A 19,174-nucleotide genomic window follows, 5' to 3' on the forward strand; every position below is an offset into this window, starting at 1 on the left:
TTTTATCGTTAGCTTTGTTAATATTGCTAAATTAGTTTCTATTATCAGATAATATTAAAATATAAAGCCCTGAGGTAATGTAATGTCATCTAAAGAATCCGAATTAAAAGCCGAACTACTCACCGTTTTTACCGCATTTAGAGAGTCTCATAACGAGCTTATTGCCTGCTTGAATGATGACAGCGCATATCCAGTCTGGATTCAGCAAATTGATGGGGATCATGCCGCAACCCGGAATATGCTGAGAAACATCGTGCTGAATTGGTCCTACACTGACGATGGGCAGGAGCCTGGAACTACTATTCAATATAACGGACTGGCACCTTGCTCTATGAGTACGTATCTGACGATAAACAAGGTGAACGAATGTCGGGATCTGCTGCATAAGCAGTTAATGAAAATGGATTCGCTGGAAGGCGAGCTTGAAATTTCCGAGCTCGAAGACGAAGATGATAATCGCGATCGGTTATCAAAAAGGGCCATGACCCGCTTGGGCTATCCGCGCTTCAATCGCCGGCAAGCCTGCCGGAAGTTTATCGCACTTCCCTACCCTGTGCTTTCGGCCGGCTTTTTCTGGAATCGTTATCGTAAAACCATAAAACTGGATCGATCTGAAGTTCAGGCACGATTGGATAAGCTTTTGCAGCGGTCATGGGCTGAGCATGATGCCATATATCATGAACTTGAGCGATTTCATGCGATTGACGACGGGTGTTTGGTACAAGTTTTCCCGGAAAGCATTCATCGGCGAGTTAACTTGTACGTCAATCAGAATGGCGTAGAAAAACGCATACAGCGCTACGCGCATACACCCATTTTCTATGTGTGTAGGTCGAATGCCCCTCTCCCCCCAAAAACGTTGTTACCGGATGAACCTTCTGCGAAAGAATGTCGTTTGGCAAAGCGTAATATTACAATTGAATGCGAACCTTATTTACCTTTGCTGAATTTGTATCGGTTATTGCCTAAATATAGGGGATAACCCATTTTTTAAGAAAGCTAAAGATTTGAATGTACCGGTTTTCGATTTTGAGATAGTTATAAAGATATTTGCTTAACGCGCTATTTTCCTTTGATTTTCTATTTAACACTTTCTGGCAGGCTGGCAGCCCACGTTCTTCTTATCAAGCAATTAATCAACAGCAATTCAAAGAAGTTTCGCTTTTTACTTAGTCACTATTATATGATAATAGATATAAAAGATTTTTGATTAACAAAGGCTAAAGAGAAAAACTAATTTTCAAGGAAAATAACATTACAACAAAGCGGTATTTCCTTCCCCTTATAAGCCCATACCGGAGAATAGTGCTTACATAATCTGGGATAGATTCTGCTCGCCCAGCGACGCCATAATCTTTCCGATGCGGCATAAAAACCCCCTTTATCCGGCCGTGAAGGTATCTGGAATGGCAAGGCCCACGACAACCGCTTGTTCATCAATGCAGTTCTGGATCTTGCGGGCCGGCGCGCCGTGGCGCGATCTGCCGCCCGATTATGGCGATTGGAAGAACACGCACCGGCGTTTTTGCCGCTGGCGCGATTGCGGGGTGTTTGGGAAACGCTTTTGGAACAACTGATCACGGAACCGGATTTTGAATGGCTGATGATCGATGCCAGCCACATCAAAGTTCATCCGCAGGCAGTCGGTGCGCGAGGGGGGCAATCAGGCGATGGGACGTACAAAAGGGGGCTCAATACTCGAATACATCTGGCCGTAAATGTGCAAGGTATGCCGATCCGAGTTTTTTATTACGTCAAGATGAGTCCAACGCAGCCGAAAACAAGCCTCGCATACCTCTATTTTTACGTACCTTATATTCTTGATACTCCGAACGCCAGACAGAATGCGATTGGTGAAATCCGGAACAACAGTTCGGGGGAACGTAACCGAAGCGCGGTCAGGACCGGGCCAACGATCATAGAGTGAGGTCGTGCTCGGCCGGCTCAACGTAATTCAATGACTCAGAACGTACTTTTGGGGTCGTTCTGGTACCAATGATTTTTATTTTGATAACAACTAAAGTGTTACAATATTATTGATATCGAATCATAACTATTAATCTATTGCGGCAGCCTTTTAATTCCCCGTTTTTCAATACGCCTCAAACCACCGACCTTTATTAGGAAATGCACAAATGTTTACCCGATTCCATCCTGGTATAAGCCAAGCCCTTTCAGTACCCGTTTTTTTAGTTGCAAGCGCCTCGATACTGACAGGCTGTGCGAGCACCGGGAAAGATAAGGAATCGTCGGTAGAGATTACAACACCCCCGCCCCAGGCAAGCCAGACGGATCCTTTTGAAGGATTCAACCGGTCAATGTATAACTTCAATATGAAATTGGATAAATATTTTTTCAAACCGGTCTCCGACGGTTATAAATTTATTACACCCGATTTCGTGGAAACCGGCGTCAGCAATTTTTTCAATAACCTGAAAGGCATCAATGTCGTCTTGAATGACTTCCTGCAGGGGAAGTTCGCCCAAGGGGCTTCGGATAGCGGTCGATTTCTGACCAATACGACGATAGGTGTCGTCGGTCTGGTTGACGTAGCCAGCGAACTGGGTTTACATCCCAACGTCGAGGACTTCGGGCAAACCCTGGCGGTCTGGGGCGTCGGCGAAGGTCCCTATCTGGTGCTGCCGGTCATGGGACCTACAACTATCCGCGACGGTAGTGGCGGTATCGTGGACAAAGCAGCCAATCCGGGTACCTATGTACCGTTCACCGGTATTATAGAGGGCATCAACGATCGCGCCAAAGCCCAAGGCGCGTTGAACTTTATCGACGAGGCCTCATTGGATCCGTACGTGTTTACCCGCGAGTCTTTCCTGCAGCATCGTCGGCATTTGGTTAATGACGGCAAAACCGACATCGGCCACGATCACTTGGATCTGGATGCCTCCTTCGACAATTCTGCCGATCCGAAGAGAGATAATCCTGGGGCTGAAAAATCCGTTGCCGATGCGTCAAGTAAGGACCCCGTATCCGTAAAGCCTACCGACAAGACCGCATCGGCCAAACGTCCGGCTTACGAGGCGATGATCGAAGCCTTCGAGCAAAACTCGGCCAAAGTCGACCGGTTAAGCGAAATCATCAACCGTTAACTCTTCTAATAGCTTCGCAAGTTATCGATTCAATCGCAGGGGTAGACACGCAGTTTGCCCTGCGATTGAATCCGTTTTTAGAACCGGTTCGATTTTAACCACAGACGGTGAAATCGTAATTCGTGTCGTCAAGCTTGCACCTTTGCATCTGGAATCGTGCGGCGGTCAGATCAACGCCGAGTTTGAATTTTTTTATGTCGGTTTGCCCATCTCATATTCCGGCGCATAAACTGACCCGCGTCAAACGGCGCATAGGTTGCACTACGTCTCTAAGCGTAAGCGCTTCATGGCAAAAAGCTCAGCAATAAAACTTTGGCGATGAAAAACGCCTCCTGCCGGAACACGACGGACGAGTCTTAGTCAAAATCCTGATCCGCAACTCAAGACAGCTTTATCAAATCCGGCTGTTCCCCATGCCAGTGGTTCGGTCAATTTACGAGCGGTAGTCAGCCAAGTCTCAACAGGAGGAAAAAACGATGAGCATCGAGTTAACCGACCACCAAATCAATGGTTTCAAGATCAAGCTGAAGGATCGCTACATGGCGTTGCGCCGGGAGATCAGCGCGGAATTGCTCAGTTTCGACAAAGAACAATACGTGGATTTGGCAGGACGCGTGCACGACAGCGGGGAGGAGTCGCTGGCCGACCTGCTGGTGGACCTCGAGCTGGCCTCGATCGACCGCCACATCCAGGAAATTCGCGACATCGACGAGGCCCTGGTGCGAATTGCCCAAGGCACCTATGGCGAATGCTGCGACTGCCTTCAGCCTATCTCGCCGAAACGCCTGGAAGTCAATCCTGCCGCCCGGCGTTGCGTTATCTGCCAGGAAGCCCACGATCATAATTTTGCGCACGGTGCCCAGCCGTCGTTGTGATAGCAGACGGCTGACTACCGAGCCAGCGTAGGGGCTGAGAGGCTTAGACGTCTACTTCGGACAGCGATGCGTCAATCTTGAATCCGGCGACGGCTGCACCGCCCCTGTCAGGCTTTCCCATTCCGATAAAATCGCCATAGCCTCTTCCCTGCTGCTGCCGCAGACATCTTCGGTTGGCTGAAAGCCGGCACATACACGGGGACGGCTGGGATGCAGAAATATCGCGCATTTGTTTTCTTCGTCCAAATGCAGGCAGCGTACACCGGCAGGCTTGCCGAAAGGATGTAACGGCATCGAGGAAGAAATGGACGGCGCGATACAACACGCGCCGCAGCCGGCTCGACATTGCATCAAAGAACCTCAGGCACTGAAAAAGACACACTCATACGGTCATTAACGCTTCTATGCGGCCTGCGGCTGAAACCGTCATTCTTTTTCTTCCAGAGCCCAGCAATGACAAGGCTGGGTGTCCGGCGACACTTGCGCCTGGGTCGAAAGTTTGAAGGGATGGCCGGTATCGGTTTTCAGCTCGACCTCCATCAGGTAGGCGCGGTAGCCCGACTTCGGGACCGGAATCAAAGCCTTGGCATGGCTGCTGCCGCGGGTAATGGCCAAGGGTTCTGCGGTCCATCGATTGTCCCTGAAATCGCGGTCATCGGAATGAGAACTCCATAAGCGGATCGCGCCGGCCTCTTCATTGCTTTCGACCTGGACGTAAACGTGGCCGTTATCCGCCTGCTTGAATTTCCAGGCCAGTTTGGGCAGCGGCTTGTTATCGGCGATCAATTCGAAAAACGCCGCCAGCGTCTGCAGCGCCTGCTCGCCACCGTTCAAATCGTGGCCGGCGTTGGGTGTCTGATAGATCAGTTTCGGTCCTGGCAAGTCATCCCAATAATGGCGCAGCGAATCCACCGTCCAGTAGGGATCGTTGGTGCCCAGCAGTAAAAGTTTCGGCATCGTCAAGCGCTGCACATAGGCATAGGGATCGATCCAGCTGCGCAGTTTCCGCATCGGTTCATTGTCGATTTTTCGGTGCAGGTTCAATTCCGTGTAGTCTTGCAATTTCGTACTCTGTTTGCCGTAGATCTGCTCGGACCATTGCAGCTGCGCCTTCATGTTGAGCGTGTCGATCACCATCGGCGCAATCGCGGCAATGCGCCGGTCGACCGCCGCGGCCAGCCAAGTCGCCCAGCCTCTTTTCGAAGCTCCGCTCATTACAAAGCGCCGGATTTGCTGGCGATGTTCGGATTTAACGATCTCCTGCACGGCATCCATCGCTTTCACCGCACTTTTGACCATCGGAAAGAGCAAAGGCCAGGTTTCGTCGCCGGTCTTGAGATATTGATTCAACGTATAGGCAATCAACGCATCTTCACGTCGGTCCTGATAAAACGGCTGATTGGGCACATTCGTCAGCACCGCCGCAACGGCGCCGCCCCGCTCCGCCAGGATTTTCAGATCTTCTACCTGGTTTTCGGCATTACCGTCGCCTGCGATTCTTAAAAAAGCAATATCGGGATTGCGAATCGCATGAGGCCTGACGACGACCAGCTGGTGCGTCCAGGTATGGCCACGCCAATTCTGGCTGACCAGCACATAGCGCTCCACCGTTCCCCAATGCTCGTTTGCAATCTTGACGGATTGCCAGCGGTATTCCGGTTCGGTTTTGTTAAGGTAATTTTCCAAAGGATTTCCCCAAACTGTTTGGGTTATAAAAAGACAACCGATGAGGCAGAGCCTCTTTATAAGGTTTTGCAGAGGGATAGGCATAATGCAGTTTTTATCGTTCAGTCGGCAGCTGATTGAGGTTTACGAAGAGGCCCATAAAATCCCGATTAAATACTCATACTCCGATTCGAGTACGTCCAAAGTAAGATTTTATTCAGTCCGGATAGTGCAATTTTTTTAAAATCTATTAATTGCCTCGCTATAAACAAGGGACCGAATATGTCAGGAATGAGTCCTCTGCTCTAAGGGATCAGGACCGATATTCGTATTCCTGTATCCGCTCCCCGTCAGCGCAATCCCGCATCCGAGACGGATAGCCAAATGAAGCAGGCCGGTCATGAATCCCTGACTTTCTAAAGTATTTACCGAATGGGCTGTAATCCACGATATGGAAGGAATGGATTCCTCAATCTACTGTAGATGTAGAGCTAGACTATGAGCTGGTGATATACTATCAAAATATAGTGCTACATTACCTAGCAAGCCCCATGGTGCTGGATTTTCGTGCTCTCGGCGAGGCAAAGAATATGATCGAAAATATTGAAGAAGTCAAAAATCAGCTGAAGGAACTTTCAGAAGTCATCAATTCTTTTACATCCGAAGCCGTACAGCTGCGCATTATCGATTTGGTCTTCAATGCCCAGCAAAAGAAAGCACCGGACATCACGGCACAAGAACCGGAATACATCTCCCCTTCTCGTTCCAAAAGAAAAAGAATTAAATCAAAAGTTAGATCGCTGCCGACAGACAGGGCTGCGAACGGGGAAGGCCCCGTGTCTATACTTGCCAAATTGACCACAAGCGCTTTCTTCGAACAACCGCAGTCGATCCGCTCGATTATCGAATATTGTGAAGTCAATTTCGCCAAGAAAATCAAGCAAAGCGATATTTCCGGTAAATTGGCGAAGATGGTTAAAGAAGGCACTTTAAAACGGGAAAAAAACGCGGAAGGCCAATATGAGTACAGCAAACCCTAAAGCCGGTTTACCCGTTTCGATCGAATTCAACCGAGAAATAGCCCTTTTACCTTTTACTCACGCTTTCATCGCCAGATCGGCGACGACTCCTCGCACCCCTTCAACCACGTCGGCAAGAAACTCGTAATCGAGCTGCTCGATTCTATCACCCGGTTTGTGGTAAAAAGGATAGCGTAGCGGCGCCGTGTCGGTGACCATCAGGGCCCGATAGCCCTGTTTCCAGAATGACCAATGGTCCGAACTCCACGCCCCCGGAAAATCGGTCGGCAGCGTAAATGTTTCACAGGGAATCGCGGAATGCCGCAGGAACGATTCGGCTGCTTCGGCAAGCAGAGTATGCGAGCGGCGGTTGCCGACCAGGGCGATGAAATTACCCCGGGTCGGGGCCATGAGACCGAACAGCGACAAACGCTGACTTCCGCGCTCTAGGTAACGGCAGGCTATGGTTTCCAGGCAGATCATCGCGACCACATTCTCGCCGCGCTCGCGGCAGCGCTCCGCGTAGAGATGGCTTCCCATCTTTTCGGTGCGCAGGAATGGTTTTTCCTCATTGGTAAACGCGACAAAACGCACGGTACGGGCGACCGGTTCGTCCGCGAACGCACGGGCCAGCGAGATCAGCGCCGCGACGCCTGACCCATTATCGTTGGCGCCGGGTGACCCCTGATGCGTATCGTAATGCGCACCTACGATCACGATCTCCGACGGCGAAACATCGCCTCGCACCTCTGCTTCGATATTGGCAAACCGCTTGCCATCCGCCTCATACTCCTGTCGAGCGGGGATATAACCGGCATCGCGCAGCCATCGGTCGATCAGTGAAGCCGCCTCAATCAATTGCGAATACCGGTAAACATTACGCTCGCCGATATCGCTGGCAAGACGGTAAATGTCTTCGCGTAATTGCACGATATGCTGCTTCGATACGTTCATCCCCGACCCCCTCCTCTGCACTGTGCGTAATGCTAAACCTATTCCTATTGGCAAGGGAGGCGTCGCAGGAGTTCACTTTTTGAGGAAAGACTGCTTGGATCTTAGAAATAGGCAACAAGACAAACAGAGCCGGCCGATATAGCAATGTTGAACAGGTTCTATCCGATTGTGATGGCTGGGTTAAATGAAGAAATTAAAGAATAAAGATATCCCGCTGCCCGTCACGCCCAATGTCAATCGCAATTAATACTTTATCGTAGTGATTTTTGCAGGTGCTCAAACGAGAGGCAAGCAGGTTACCTACGCACAAGGAACAGTGACGCGGCCAACCGTCGATATCAGTTCATTTTCGAAACGCATCGTCAAATATTCGAAAACCCAGGGTATAAAACCCAGTTTTCCCACGGTACGCATATGAACAGCAATTTAGCCGACAAAAAAACGAAGTTAAGCATCTCCAATATGGTGTTGGATTGCCCCGGAGGAAACATCCGCGTATTAAACGACGCGCAAGTGAGTTACCAATTTCTGGAAAAAAGGAACAGGAAAGCTGTCCGACTTTGTGATGAACTAAAGATTTTAGGGGTATCCACTAGGGTTTTCGGAAGGCATCCTGGCAACCTTCAGGAATAGCCCCTTGCCGCGGCATTACGCAGAAATGCTTACTCCGAAGTATGCACAATTGCCTCCGTCCAGATTGCCCTGCGCTCAGGAACGGCGCAAGAAGCTCGTCCACCTGCTTGCCTACTCGTCTATCCCAACGTACACTGCCATCTCTGGATCGATCTCTACAACGTAAACATCATGGTTAATAAACTCCCCGCAATCCTGAGTCTTATCGTCTTGATGGCAGGCTGCCAGTTTCAGAAGCCGGACTATGTTCAAACGCTATCGCCGGCGGAATTGCAGCAGGTTATGCAGCATCAGGATATTTTTCTGGTCGACGTGCACACGCCCGAACAACGGCATATCAAAGGTACCGATCTTTTCGTTCCCTACGATGAGGTGGAGAAATATCAGGATAAACTGCCGAAGGATAAAAATGCCGCCATTTATCTCTATTGCCGAAGCGGACCGATGGGAAATGCCGCGGCAAAGTCGCTTTACGCATTGGGCTACCGCAGCCTGTTCAATCTGGAAGGCGGCGCGAAGGCCTGGAAAAAGGCGGGACTGGATTTCGAATGAACGCGCGCCTCATTCATAAAGGCAATCGCTCAAGTCGGGAAGGCGGTTCCACTCGACTTCGCTCCGATCCTCGACGCCCTGCCCGCGTACGGTGACCGTTTCCATTTGGTGCTGATGGAATAGGCCGAACGATTTGTCGAAATCCGCATTCAGGAATCCTCCGGACAATTGCGCGCAGGCCCCGTAAAGCGCCGAATAATCTTCGGATCGGCCGGACAAGCAGGCATTGATCCGGTCGCCGATCAGCCGTACCAGTGACAGGATCGAGGCCTCATGCCGCCAGGTTACCGGTTGCAGGTGCACCTCTGCGCCCTGCATCGCGACCGCATTCAAGGCCAGATAAGCGAGGCCGGTCAATTTGGCCAGAATGACTGTCATGTCGCCCTGTTTGATCGACAGGAAAACCTGCTTACCGCCTTCCATCAGCCAGGCCTGGCGCAATACGATGGCCATGTCGGAGAGATGCCCCTCCCCTGCCGGAAAACCGAAGTGCTCCCGAAATTCCCGGACCGACTGCAAATGTTTGTTCATAAGCGCTTCCTGATGTTAAAGCTTCCCGCTGTCGCACACCGATCAACCGAAGCCTGTTCAAGGAGAAAACTCGTATGCATCATGCACAAATTACGACTTACCCCAGCGAAAGTTGGTTCATTTCAAGGGATTTGTGGCGACTCGCCATGAAAAACCTGGTCTTCGGTCAGAAAAAAATGATTCAGGATGCCGATCGAACGGATGTGCTTCTCGCCGAGCGCGGTATCGTAAGTGCTGAAGAAAAGATAATCTTTACGCAGTGTCTGCCGGGCCAGCAATTTGGCCGCGAAACCGCCCAAAACCGAACCGATCATACCTTCGAGCGGATCTTGGGCCTTCCGGGTCCTTTCGATAATCCGTTGATTGATGAATTGATCATATTCGTCCATTTTCGGATTGGTATAGGTCAGAAGGCCGAGGACGGCAATCAGGGCCAACGCAGAAGTTAACGACTTCATCCAGATATCTCCCTACATTAAAGTTGGGCCGGGTTTATGAGGGTAGGACGGGTAAAGCGAAGCGAAAACCATCGGGCATAGCCATACCGCACCTCGATCGATGGGTTTCGGCTGGCGCCTCTACCTATCCTACCTTTCTTCATTCATCGAGTATCTTCCTATAAAAAACAGACGGCAGATCGGTCCGCCTGCCGCCCTGCCTCGAAAGGCCTCTTATTTGAACACCGCAGCCGGGAATTGCATCGTCATGCAGTGCAAGCTGCCGTATTGATGCACCAGCGGCCGGCAGGGAGTCGGAATGATCTTGCGGTCCGGAAAACAGCCGGCCAGCCGTTCCAGCGCAATCGTATCCATTGGGTCGTCGTAAACCGGCACCATGACCGCCTCATTGATGATCAGAAAGTTCGAATAATTGGCCGGCAACTGGCGGCCTTCTTCGTCGAAGATCGCTTTCGGCAACGGCAGCGGAACCAGATGATATGGCTTGTTGCCCCATGTGCGCAGGGATTGAAGCTGGCTCTCCATGCGCTTCAGGCTCTCGTAGAGCGGATTGGACTCGTCGTCGGCGGCAGTGTAGGCAATCGTATGCGCATTGCAGAAGCGTGCCAGGGTATCGATATGCGCATCGGTGTCGTCGCCGGGCAGATTCGGCTGGTCGATCCAAATCACGCGCGAAGCCCCGAAAATCAGGCCGAGCTCGCGTTCGATCTCGTGTTTGGTCAACCCCTTGTTGCGATTCGGATTCAAAAGGCACTGGCGGGTAGTCATGATCGTGTCCTTGCCGTCGCTTTCGACGCTGCCGCCTTCGAGGATGAAGTCGACGTCGCGGGTTTTCACCCCATGGAACAACGCGGCAGGCAGGAGATTGCGGTTCAAGGCATCGTCGTGCTCGTGCGCATACTTTCCGCCCCAGCCGTTGAAGCGCAGATTCACCAACACCGGTATGCCGTCGTCTTCGACGGTCAGGAAGACCGTGTCGCGGACCCAGATGTCATTGACCTGCGCATGGATGAAGACGATATTGGGGTTGGTGTCGATCAGCCCGCGTATCCGGTTTTCATGAGCCTCGTCGCGACAGACAATAAACAGCTTTTGATACTGGCTGATCGTCTCGGCAATGAATCGGTACGAAGCTTCCACCTCGTCGAGGTGGATAAAATCGCCGGTTTCATGCGGCCATGCAATCAAAACGGCGGATTGAGGTTCCCATTCGGCTGGAAATCGGATCATGGTTGTGAGTTCCCTAAAGTTAGCATTTCCCTGGCGTGCGCCAGAGTGTTTTCGGTGATATTGACGCCGCCCAGCATACGGGCGACCTCCAGAATGCGTTCTTCGCCGTCGAGCATGCGCACGGTCGACGACGTGAGGTCGGTCTGCTGGTTCTTCGCGACGAACAGATGATGATGCGCCTGCGCAGCGACCTGCGGCAGATGGGTTACGCACATGACCTGACGGTCGCGGCTCAGGCTCCTGAGCTTCTGGCCGACGATTTCCGCAATGCCACCGCCGATGCCCGAATCGACCTCGTCGAAGATCATCGTCGGCGTGGTCTTATCGCTCGAGGTCGTAACCTGGATCGCCAGACTGATCCGCGCGAGCTCCCCGCCGGAGGCGACCTTCGCCAGCGGTTTCGGCGGCATGCCCGGGTTCGCACTGACCAAAAACTCGATCTTGTCGAGCCCGTTCGGTTTCGGTTCGCGGCTGTCCGACTCGGTTAATTCGACCCGAAACTCGCCCTGCGGCATGCCGAGCTCCTTGATCATCGCCGAAATCTGCTGCCCGAGCCTGGCGGCTCCTTCACACCGCATTTCAGTCAGTTCGACTGCCAGTTGGCGGTATTGTTCGAGATATTTGGCGACGTCCGCTTCGAGTTCGCCCAATCTCTCTTCGCTGTGCGTCAGGTTGTCGAGCTCGTGCGCCAGCTTTTGAGCGAGTTCCGGCAAATCCTCCGGAGCGACATGGTGCTTACGGCTCAGGTTTTGGATCATTCCGATCCGGTTTTCGAGTTCTTCCAGCCGCTTCGGGTCGGCTTCCTGCAACTCGAGAAAGCGGCGCAAGTCCAGAGCGGCTTCCTCGATCTGGATCTGCGCCTCCGCAAGCAGAGAACACACGCCGTTCAGCTCCGGGGCGAAACGGGCCAGATGATTCAATTCGTTTACGCAGTGGCCAAGCATCCGCAGTACCGACACCTGGTCGTTTTCGTACAGCACGTCGAGCTGCTGCTGGCCGCTGCTCAGGATGTGGCCGAGATTGGCCAGCTTGTTATGCTCATCGGACAGGGCCTGGTAATCGAAATGCGCGAGATCGAGCTGGGCCAATTCATCGAGCTGATAGCGCAGCAGTTCCTCGCGTTCGCTATGGTCTAGGCTGGCTTTCTTCAGTGCGGCAAGTTCCCGGTGCGCCTGATGCCATTGTCGGTAACAGGCGTTCAGCCGGTCGAGCAGCGGCTGACTTTTTGCGAACGCATCGAGCAGGCGGCGCTGTTCGTCCGCGCCGAGCAGCGTCAGATGCGCGTGCTGGCCGTGGATTTCGACCAGTTTTTCGCTGAGCTCCTGCAGCGATTGCAGAGTGACCGGGCGGTTGTTGATATACGCCTTCGAACGGCCATCTTCGCTTACAACCCGCCGGATCAGGCACCTGTCACCGTCATCGAGTTCGTTCTCGGCCAGCCAGTCGCGCGCGGACGGCGCATCGTCAAGATCGAATTCGAGATTGATCTCTGCCCGTTTTGAATCCGGCCGCACATAGCCCGAATCGGCGCGGTCGCCGAGCGCGAGCCCGAGCGCGGTCAAAAGAATCGATTTGCCGGCTCCGGTTTCACCGGTCAAAACCGACATGCCTTTTTCGAGGTCGAGGTCGAGCGATTTGACCACTGCCAGATCGAGAATATTCAAATTCAACAGCATCGCGCCCTCACCCGTTGCTCCAGTTCAGTTTTTCGCGAAGGATATGGAAAAAATCGTGATCTTCCGGGTGCAAAATTCTAATCGGTTTCGGGTCTTTCTTGATCAGAATCTTATCGCTGATCAATACGTCCGGAATCTGCAGCTGGTCGCAGGTAACTAATGCCTTGATTTGTTTGTTCTGGCAAAAGCTCAGCTCGATCTCGGCGCTGTCGTCGATCACGATCGGCCGGTTCGACATCGTGTGCGGATTCAGCGGCACCAGGACCAAAGCGTTCAGCGACGGCGACAGAATCGGCCCCCCGGCGGACAGCGCATAAGCGGTCGAACCGGTCGGGGTTGACACGATTAAACCGTCGGAGCGCTGCGAATTCAGGAAGACGCCGTCGATCCGGGTGACGATCTCGATCATGCTGGGCGTGACCCAGCGGTGTACCGCAACTTCGTTCAGCGCAGTCTGTTCGTGAATCACCTCGCCTTCCCGGACGATCTTCGCGCGCAGGAAATAACGCTCTTCGGCCTTGTAACGGCCTTCCAGAATCGCATGCAGGCGGCCGGGCAATTCGTCCGGCGAAATATCGACCAGGAAGCCCAAACGGCCAAGATTGATCCCGATCAATGGAATGTCGAAATTCGCGATCGCGCGGGCAGCAGCCAGAAACGTGCCGTCGCCCCCGACCGCAATCACCAGATCGCAATGCTGACCCAGCGTCTCCGGCGGTTCCGCCTTGACCGGCCTGCTGTCGATGCTGTCGATACAAACGGCGCTGTCAGTGGCCACGATCACTTGATAACCGCAGCCGATCAAATGATCGTAAAGCAGCGACAACGTATCGGCAATGCTGGGATCGCTGGGTTTGCCGATGATGCCGATGGTATTAAAAAAAGTCCGCATGGGTCGATAGAAGCCGGTAAAGCTGGCGATTATACAAAAAAATCACTTTTGCATTCGTGTTATTGCCGACCGACATTATCGTAATTGCCTGGAGCGACACGCTCGACAAGTTCAACCCTTTTGAACGCTTCCGAAAATTATCTCGAAAAATAAAACTTTATTTAGTTGATTCTCTTGTTACCGGCTGGCTTGTAATAAGAATCTATTATCAGATAATATTTAATTTTTTTGCTGGTCATCGATAGAAGCTGGGGGAAATCCCTTAATCAACAGGACAATCGGGCTCTGCCCCCTTTGGTTTAATAGAGGCACAGCTGGGATCGAGCCTGCGTAGGTGCGAATTGATCCGCACGCTCAAAGAGTGGTATGCGGATCAATTCGCACCTAATACTGCACCTATACTGAATAGACAGCGCGATTGCCTTGGCTTAATAGAACGGCCCGGTTGACAACCGGCCTTGTTATTGCTAATTTGCTCAGTTGGCACTCACATTCCGAGAGTGCTAATAACGATTTCTGTTAGAGGTTAGTGTGAGTCATCCGCAACTAAACGAACGTTCGCTGCAATTGCTGAAGGCGTTGATCGAGCGTTATATCAGCGATGGACAGCCGGTCGGATCGCGCGTGCTGGCGAAAGATTCCGACTTGAAGCTGAGTCCGGCCACCATTCGCAACGTCATGGCCGACCTCGAGGACATGGGATTGATCCATTCACCGCATACTTCCGCCGGCCGGATACCGACAGTCAGCGGATATCGGCTTTTCGTCGACAGCCTGCTGACGGTCAAGCCGTTGGAGCTCCAGGAAATCGCCCGTCTCCAGGGGGGGCTGGCCCGGATCGAGGATAGGGGCCAGACGCTCGAAGCGGCTTCGCGCCTGCTTTCCGAACTGTCGCAGATGGCCGGCGTGGTCACTCTGCCGAAGCGGGAAATGCTGTATTTGCGTCATATCGAATTCCTGCCGTTATCCCATTCGAGGGTACTGGTCATCTTCGTAACCAATGAACAGGAAGTGCACAACAAGATCATTCTCACGTCCCGCCTGTTCAGCCCGGCCGAATTGCAGCAGGCAGCCAATTACCTGAATTCGGTGTATTCCGGACGCAGTCTGGCCGCGGTACGCGACGCCGTATTGAAAGAACTGCAGGATGACCGCGAGCAGATGAACCAGTTGATGCTCGATGCGATCAGGATGGCGCAACTGGCTTTCGAACCGGAGGAAAAGAAAGAGGATTTCGTGCTGAGCGGCGAAACCAATCTGATGGGATTTTCCGAATTGTCGGACCGCGACCGGCTCCGCAGTCTGTTCGAAGCCTTCAGCCAAAAACAAGGGGTGATCCATTTGCTCGATCAGTGCATGAAAGCCGACGGCGTACAGATTTTCATCGGCGAAGAATCCGGCTACGAGGCGTTCGACCATTGCAGTTTGGTAACCTCCTCTTATTCGGTCAGCGACGAAGTGGTCGGCGTGCTCGGCGTGATCGGACCGACCCGGATGGCTTACGAAAAAATCATTCCGTATGTGGACATTACTGCAAAATTATTGAGTGCAGCCTTGAATCCGAAATCCGCATCCCCATCATAGCCCCTATGATAATTTCGGGTGCCTCCACCCGGGGCATGTGACCATTTTTTTTGCAGGACTTTTGAATGAGCAACGAACAGGAAAACCTCGAAACCCAAGTAAAAAACGATGCCCAGCCTGAGGTGCAAAACTCGGCTGCGGCGGAAGCCGAAGCACCGGCGACCGGACTGGCCGAGCAAGAGCCGACGGTAGAACAATTGCAAGCCAAACTGGACGATGCCGAACGGAAAGCGCAGGAGAACTGGGACAAGGCGGTCAGAACGGTGGCCGAAATGGAAAATCTTCGCAGAAGAACCCAGCGGGATATCGAAAGTGCGCACAAATTCGCACTGGAGAATTTCGCGAAAGCCCTGCTGCCGGTCATGGATAGCCTGGTACTCGGCCTACAGGCGGCTACCGGCGACAGCCCGGAAGTGCAGAAATTCCGCGAAGGCACCGAACTGACTTTGAAGCAACTCGAAGCGGTATTCAACAAATTCAGTATCGAAACCGTCGATCCGCTCGGACAGCCATTCAATGCCGAGCAGCATCAGGCGATGATGATGCAGGAAATCGAAGGCGCCGAGCCGAATACGGTCGTTAACGTCTTCCAGAAAGGCTACATGCTGAACGGACGCTTGCTCCGGCCGGCCATGGTGGTGGTTGCAAAAGCGCCGCAAAAACCGTCGTCCGATACCCCCATTATTGATGAACAGGCTTGAACTCGTATAAACAGGCCCCATATTGCAAAACAACATTAACCTTAGTGAAAAAATTCAAGTCTGGAGCATTCAATGGCTAAAATTATCGGAATAGATTTAGGCACGACCAACTCTTGCGTAGCAGTGCTCGAAAACGGCGTCGCGAAAGTGATCGAAAACAGCGAAGGCGCGCGCACCACGCCGTCGATCATCGCCTTCACCAATGACGACGAAGTGCTGGTCGGCCAGTCCGCCAAACGTCAGGCGGTCACCAATCCGAAAAATACCCTGTTCGCGATCAAGCGTTTGATCGGCCGCCGGTTCAAGGACGATGTCGTACAAAAAGACATTAAAATGGTGCCCTACAAAATCGTCGAAGCTGAAAACGGCGACGCCTGGGTCGAAGTGAACGGCAAGAAAATGGCGGCGCCGGAAATTTCCGCACGCGTGCTGATGAAACTGAAAAAAGACGCCGAGGCGTATCTGGGCGAGGAAGTGAAGGAAGCGGTCATTACCGTGCCGGCTTATTTCAACGACTCGCAGCGCCAGGCGACCAAGGACGCTGGCCGTATCGCGGGCCTCGAAGTCAAGCGGATCATCAACGAGCCGACCGCGTCTGCGCTGGCGTTCGGGATGGACAAGCCGAAAGGCGACACCAAAATTGCGGTGTATGACCTCGGCGGCGGCACGTTCGACATTTCGATCATCGAGATCGCCGAAATCGAAGGCGAACACCAGTTCGAAGTCTTGTCGACCAACGGCGACACCTTCCTGGGCGGGGAAGACTTCGACGCGCGGATCATCGAATATCTGGCGACCGAATTCAAAAAGGAAAGCGGCGTCGATCTGCACAACGACCCGCTGGCGTTACAGCGTCTGAAAGAAGCGGCCGAAAAGGCGAAGATCGAGTTGTCTTCGACTCAGCAGACCGACGTGAACCTGCCGTACATTACGGCCGATGCATCGGGTCCGAAACACTTGAACGTGAAGCTGACTCGCGCCAAGCTCGAATCGCTGGTCGAAGATTTGATCCTGAAAACCAAAGGCCCTTGCGAAATCGCGCTGAAAGACGCCGGCCTGAAAGCATCCGAAATCCATGACGTAATTCTGGTCGGCGGCCAGACCCGGATGCCGAAAGTGCAAGAAATGGTCAAATCGATCTTCGGCAAGGAACCGCGCAAAGACGTGAACCCGGACGAAGCGGTCGCGCTCGGCGCGGCGATCCAGGCCGGGGTACTCGGCGGCGAGGTCAAGGACGTGCTGCTGCTCGACGTGATTCCGCTGTCGCTGGGCATCGAAACCCTGGGCGGCGTAATGACCAAGCTGATCGAGAAGAACACCACGATCCCGACCAATGCATCGCAAGTGTTTTCGACCGCGGACGACAACCAGACCGCCGTGACCGTGCATGTGCTGCAGGGCGAGCGTGAAATGGCTTCCGCGAACAAATCGCTGGGCCGTTTCGATCTGACTGATATTCCGCCTGCACCGCGCGGCATTCCGCAAATCGAAGTCTCGTTCGACATCGATGCGAACGGCATTCTGAACGTGTCGGCAAAAGACAAGGCGACCGGCAAGAAACAGTCGATCGTGATCAAGGCATCCAGCGGCCTGTCCGATACCGAAGTCGAACGGATGATCAAGGATGCCGAAGCCCATGCGGAAGAAGACCGCAAACTGGCCGAACTGGTTGGCGCGCGCAACCATGCGGACAGCCTGATCCATGCGACCGAAAAATCGGTCAAGGAACTGAGCGATCAGGTCGGCAGCGAGGAAAAAGAAGCCATCGAGAAAGCGGTCGAAGAACTGAAACAGGCCTGCAAAGGGGACAGCAAGTCCGAAATCGAAAGCAAAACGAATGCACTAACCGAACTGTCGGGTAAATTGGCCGAGCGCGTTTATGCGCAAAAATCGGCTTCCGAAAGCGGCGCCCAGGCCGGCGCGCATTCCGCTTCGGAGCATGCGGCCGATGACGGCGTGGTGGATGCGGAGTTTGAAGAAGTCAAGGACGACAAGAAAGGCTAAAACTTTGTAGGGTGGGCGGCGCTTTTTCCGTCCACCGATTTCATCCGCAAAACGGTGGGCAAACGGTGAAACTGTTTGCCTACCCTACATTTTCCTTGCAGGAACAGACGCTCGGCTGTTCCTGCAATTTTGTTTAAAGCCACCTAATAACAACACATGGCAAAAGAAGATTATTACAAACTTCTCGGCGTGGACAGGAACGCCAGCGATGAAGAAATCAAGAAGAGCTACCGCAAGCTGGCGATGAAATATCATCCCGACCGGAACAAGGACGATCCTCAAAAAGCGGAAGCCAAATTCAAACAGATCAAAGAAGCTTACGAAGTTTTGTCGGATGCGAAAAAACGTGCGGCTTACGACCAGTTCGGCCATGCGGGAGTCGAGTCGGGAATGGGCGGCGGCCGCTACGGCGGCGGTTTTGGCGCGGAAAGCTTCAGCGACGTATTCGGCGACATGTTCGGCGACATTTTCGGCGGCGGCCGCTCGCGCGGCGGCGCGCAGCGCGGCGCCGACCTGCGCTACAATCTGGAACTGACGCTCGAAGAAGCGGTGGCCGGCACCGAAGCGAAGATTCGCGTGCAAGTGCTGGTCGCCTGTAGCGAATGCTCGGGCACCGGAGCCCGGAAAGGCACCTCGCCGGTGATCTGCTCGACCTGCCACGGCCATGGCCAGGTCCGGATGCAGCAGGGCTTTTTTGCGGTACAGCAAACCTGTCCGACCTGCCGCGGCACCGGCAAGCAGATTAAAGATCCTTGCGGCAAGTGCTACGGGCAAGGCCGCGTGCAGGATACCAAAACGCTGTCGGCCAAGATTCCGGCCGGTGTCGATACCGGCGACCGGATCCGCCTGTCCGGCGAAGGCGAAGCCGGCGAGCACGGAGGACCGCCGGGCGATCTGTACGTGCAGATTCAAGTTAAAGATCACCCGATCTTTACCCGCGACGGGGCGAATCTGTATTGTGAAGTGCCGATCAGTTTCCCGACCGCCTGCCTGGGCGGCGAACTGGAAGTGCCGACGCTCGACGGCAAGGTCAATCTGAAGATTCCGCCCGAAACGCAGACCGGCAAAATGTTCCGCCTGCGCGGCAAAGGCGTGAAACCGGTCCGCGGCGGCCCGGTCGGCGACTTGTTGTGCCGAGTGCAGGTCGAAACGCCGGTGCATCTGACCAAGGAGCAAAAAGAGCTGATCGCTAAACTGAATGAATCGCTGATGGGGGGCGGTAAGCATCATAGCCCGCAGGAGCATTCGTTCATGGACGGCGTAAAAAATTTTTTCGATAAATTGACAGGATAA

At 53.2% G+C, this 19,174-nt stretch carries 17 protein-coding genes and 1 pseudogene; 10 read left to right on the plus strand and 8 right to left on the minus strand.

The window, feature by feature from the left end:
* The first annotated feature begins 82 nt into the window (after nt 1-82).
* The 4 genes and pseudogenes from JJL52_RS10835 to JJL52_RS10855 all read left to right on the plus strand — a co-directional run bounded on the left by JJL52_RS10835 (nt 83) and on the right by JJL52_RS10855 (nt 3,982).
* Nucleotides 83-982: a hypothetical protein gene (locus tag JJL52_RS10835; protein WP_202052426.1), complete on the plus strand. Its 900-nt coding sequence runs from the start codon at nt 83-85 to the stop codon at nt 980-982.
* Nucleotides 983-1,372: 390 nt separating this feature from the next.
* Nucleotides 1,373-1,741 (plus strand): annotated as a pseudogene (locus tag JJL52_RS21400) (IS5 family transposase); the annotation flags it as partial.
* A 394-nt stretch (nt 1,742-2,135) separates the two neighbouring features.
* Complete coding sequence (locus tag JJL52_RS10850) at nt 2,136-3,107, plus strand: MlaA family lipoprotein (protein ID WP_202052429.1); 972 nt, start codon at nt 2,136-2,138, stop codon at nt 3,105-3,107.
* Between the two features lie 476 nt (nt 3,108-3,583).
* On the plus strand, nt 3,584-3,982 hold the full coding sequence (locus JJL52_RS10855; RefSeq protein WP_202052430.1) for a TraR/DksA family transcriptional regulator: 399 nt from the start codon (nt 3,584-3,586) through the stop codon (nt 3,980-3,982).
* Between the two features lie 51 nt (nt 3,983-4,033).
* Here JJL52_RS10855 and JJL52_RS10860 read toward each other — a convergent pair whose 3' ends face one another.
* Both JJL52_RS10860 and JJL52_RS10865 read right to left on the minus strand, forming a co-directional pair.
* Nucleotides 4,034-4,333 (minus strand): YkgJ family cysteine cluster protein, encoded by a 300-nt coding sequence (locus tag JJL52_RS10860; RefSeq protein WP_202052431.1) that lies wholly within the window; start codon nt 4,331-4,333, stop codon nt 4,034-4,036.
* A 75-nt stretch (nt 4,334-4,408) separates the two neighbouring features.
* On the minus strand, nt 4,409-5,668 hold the full coding sequence (locus JJL52_RS10865) for a PhoPQ-activated pathogenicity-related family protein (RefSeq protein WP_236994193.1): 1,260 nt from the start codon (nt 5,666-5,668) through the stop codon (nt 4,409-4,411).
* A gap of 569 nt (nt 5,669-6,237) precedes the next feature.
* Between JJL52_RS10865 and JJL52_RS10870 the strand changes: the two genes are divergently transcribed.
* Entirely contained in the window at nt 6,238-6,687 is a 450-nt protein-coding gene (locus JJL52_RS10870; RefSeq protein WP_202052433.1) for a hypothetical protein, read from the plus strand.
* Nucleotides 6,688-6,744: 57 nt separating this feature from the next.
* Here JJL52_RS10870 and JJL52_RS10875 read toward each other — a convergent pair whose 3' ends face one another.
* Nucleotides 6,745-7,620, minus strand: coding sequence for a M28 family peptidase (locus tag JJL52_RS10875; RefSeq protein WP_202052434.1), 876 nt, complete (start codon nt 7,618-7,620; stop codon nt 6,745-6,747).
* An 804-nt stretch (nt 7,621-8,424) separates the two neighbouring features.
* Here JJL52_RS10875 and JJL52_RS10880 point away from each other — a divergent pair.
* Entirely contained in the window at nt 8,425-8,805 is a 381-nt protein-coding gene (locus JJL52_RS10880) for a rhodanese-like domain-containing protein (RefSeq protein WP_202052435.1), read from the plus strand.
* A gap of 9 nt (nt 8,806-8,814) precedes the next feature.
* Here JJL52_RS10880 and JJL52_RS10885 read toward each other — a convergent pair whose 3' ends face one another.
* The 5 genes from JJL52_RS10885 to JJL52_RS10905 all read right to left on the minus strand — a co-directional run bounded on the left by JJL52_RS10885 (nt 8,815) and on the right by JJL52_RS10905 (nt 13,592).
* On the minus strand, nt 8,815-9,336 hold the full coding sequence (locus tag JJL52_RS10885; RefSeq protein ID WP_202052436.1) for a nucleoside triphosphate pyrophosphohydrolase family protein: 522 nt from the start codon (nt 9,334-9,336) through the stop codon (nt 8,815-8,817).
* Between the two features lie 122 nt (nt 9,337-9,458).
* Nucleotides 9,459-9,794, minus strand: a complete 336-nt coding sequence (locus JJL52_RS10890) for a DUF4359 domain-containing protein (RefSeq protein WP_202052437.1) — start codon at nt 9,792-9,794, stop codon at nt 9,459-9,461.
* Between the two features lie 213 nt (nt 9,795-10,007).
* Nucleotides 10,008-11,024 carry an agmatine deiminase family protein gene (locus JJL52_RS10895; protein ID WP_202052438.1) on the minus strand — a complete coding sequence of 339 codons (1,017 nt, stop codon included), beginning with the start codon at nt 11,022-11,024 and terminating at the stop codon, nt 10,008-10,010.
* Nucleotides 11,021-12,700, minus strand: a complete 1,680-nt coding sequence (recN, locus tag JJL52_RS10900; protein ID WP_202052439.1) for a DNA repair protein RecN — start codon at nt 12,698-12,700, stop codon at nt 11,021-11,023. Before recN ends, JJL52_RS10895 begins: the two co-directional genes overlap by 4 nt.
* 7 nt (nt 12,701-12,707) lie before the next feature.
* Nucleotides 12,708-13,592 carry an NAD(+) kinase gene (locus tag JJL52_RS10905; protein ID WP_202052440.1) on the minus strand — a complete coding sequence of 295 codons (885 nt, stop codon included), beginning with the start codon at nt 13,590-13,592 and terminating at the stop codon, nt 12,708-12,710.
* Between the two features lie 531 nt (nt 13,593-14,123).
* Between JJL52_RS10905 and hrcA the strand changes: the two genes are divergently transcribed.
* From hrcA to dnaJ, 4 genes are all read left to right on the plus strand, one after another.
* The gene (hrcA, locus tag JJL52_RS10910) at nt 14,124-15,176 is read left to right on the plus strand and encodes a heat-inducible transcriptional repressor HrcA (protein WP_202052441.1); all 1,053 of its coding nucleotides are present in this window, start codon (nt 14,124-14,126) and stop codon (nt 15,174-15,176) included.
* Between the two features lie 65 nt (nt 15,177-15,241).
* Complete coding sequence (grpE, locus tag JJL52_RS10915) at nt 15,242-15,877, plus strand: nucleotide exchange factor GrpE (protein ID WP_202052442.1); 636 nt, start codon at nt 15,242-15,244, stop codon at nt 15,875-15,877.
* Nucleotides 15,878-15,949: 72 nt separating this feature from the next.
* Nucleotides 15,950-17,881 (plus strand): molecular chaperone DnaK, encoded by a 1,932-nt coding sequence (dnaK, locus tag JJL52_RS10920; RefSeq protein ID WP_202052443.1) that lies wholly within the window; start codon nt 15,950-15,952, stop codon nt 17,879-17,881.
* Nucleotides 17,882-18,037: 156 nt separating this feature from the next.
* A complete protein-coding gene (gene dnaJ / locus JJL52_RS10925; protein ID WP_202052444.1) occupies nt 18,038-19,174 on the plus strand; it encodes a molecular chaperone DnaJ in 1,137 nt (378 codons plus the stop codon).

Origin of the sequence: Candidatus Methylomicrobium oryzae (assembly GCF_016745425.1) — a bacterium.
GTDB classification, from domain to species: Bacteria; Pseudomonadota; Gammaproteobacteria; order Methylococcales; family Methylomonadaceae; genus Methylomicrobium; species Methylomicrobium oryzae.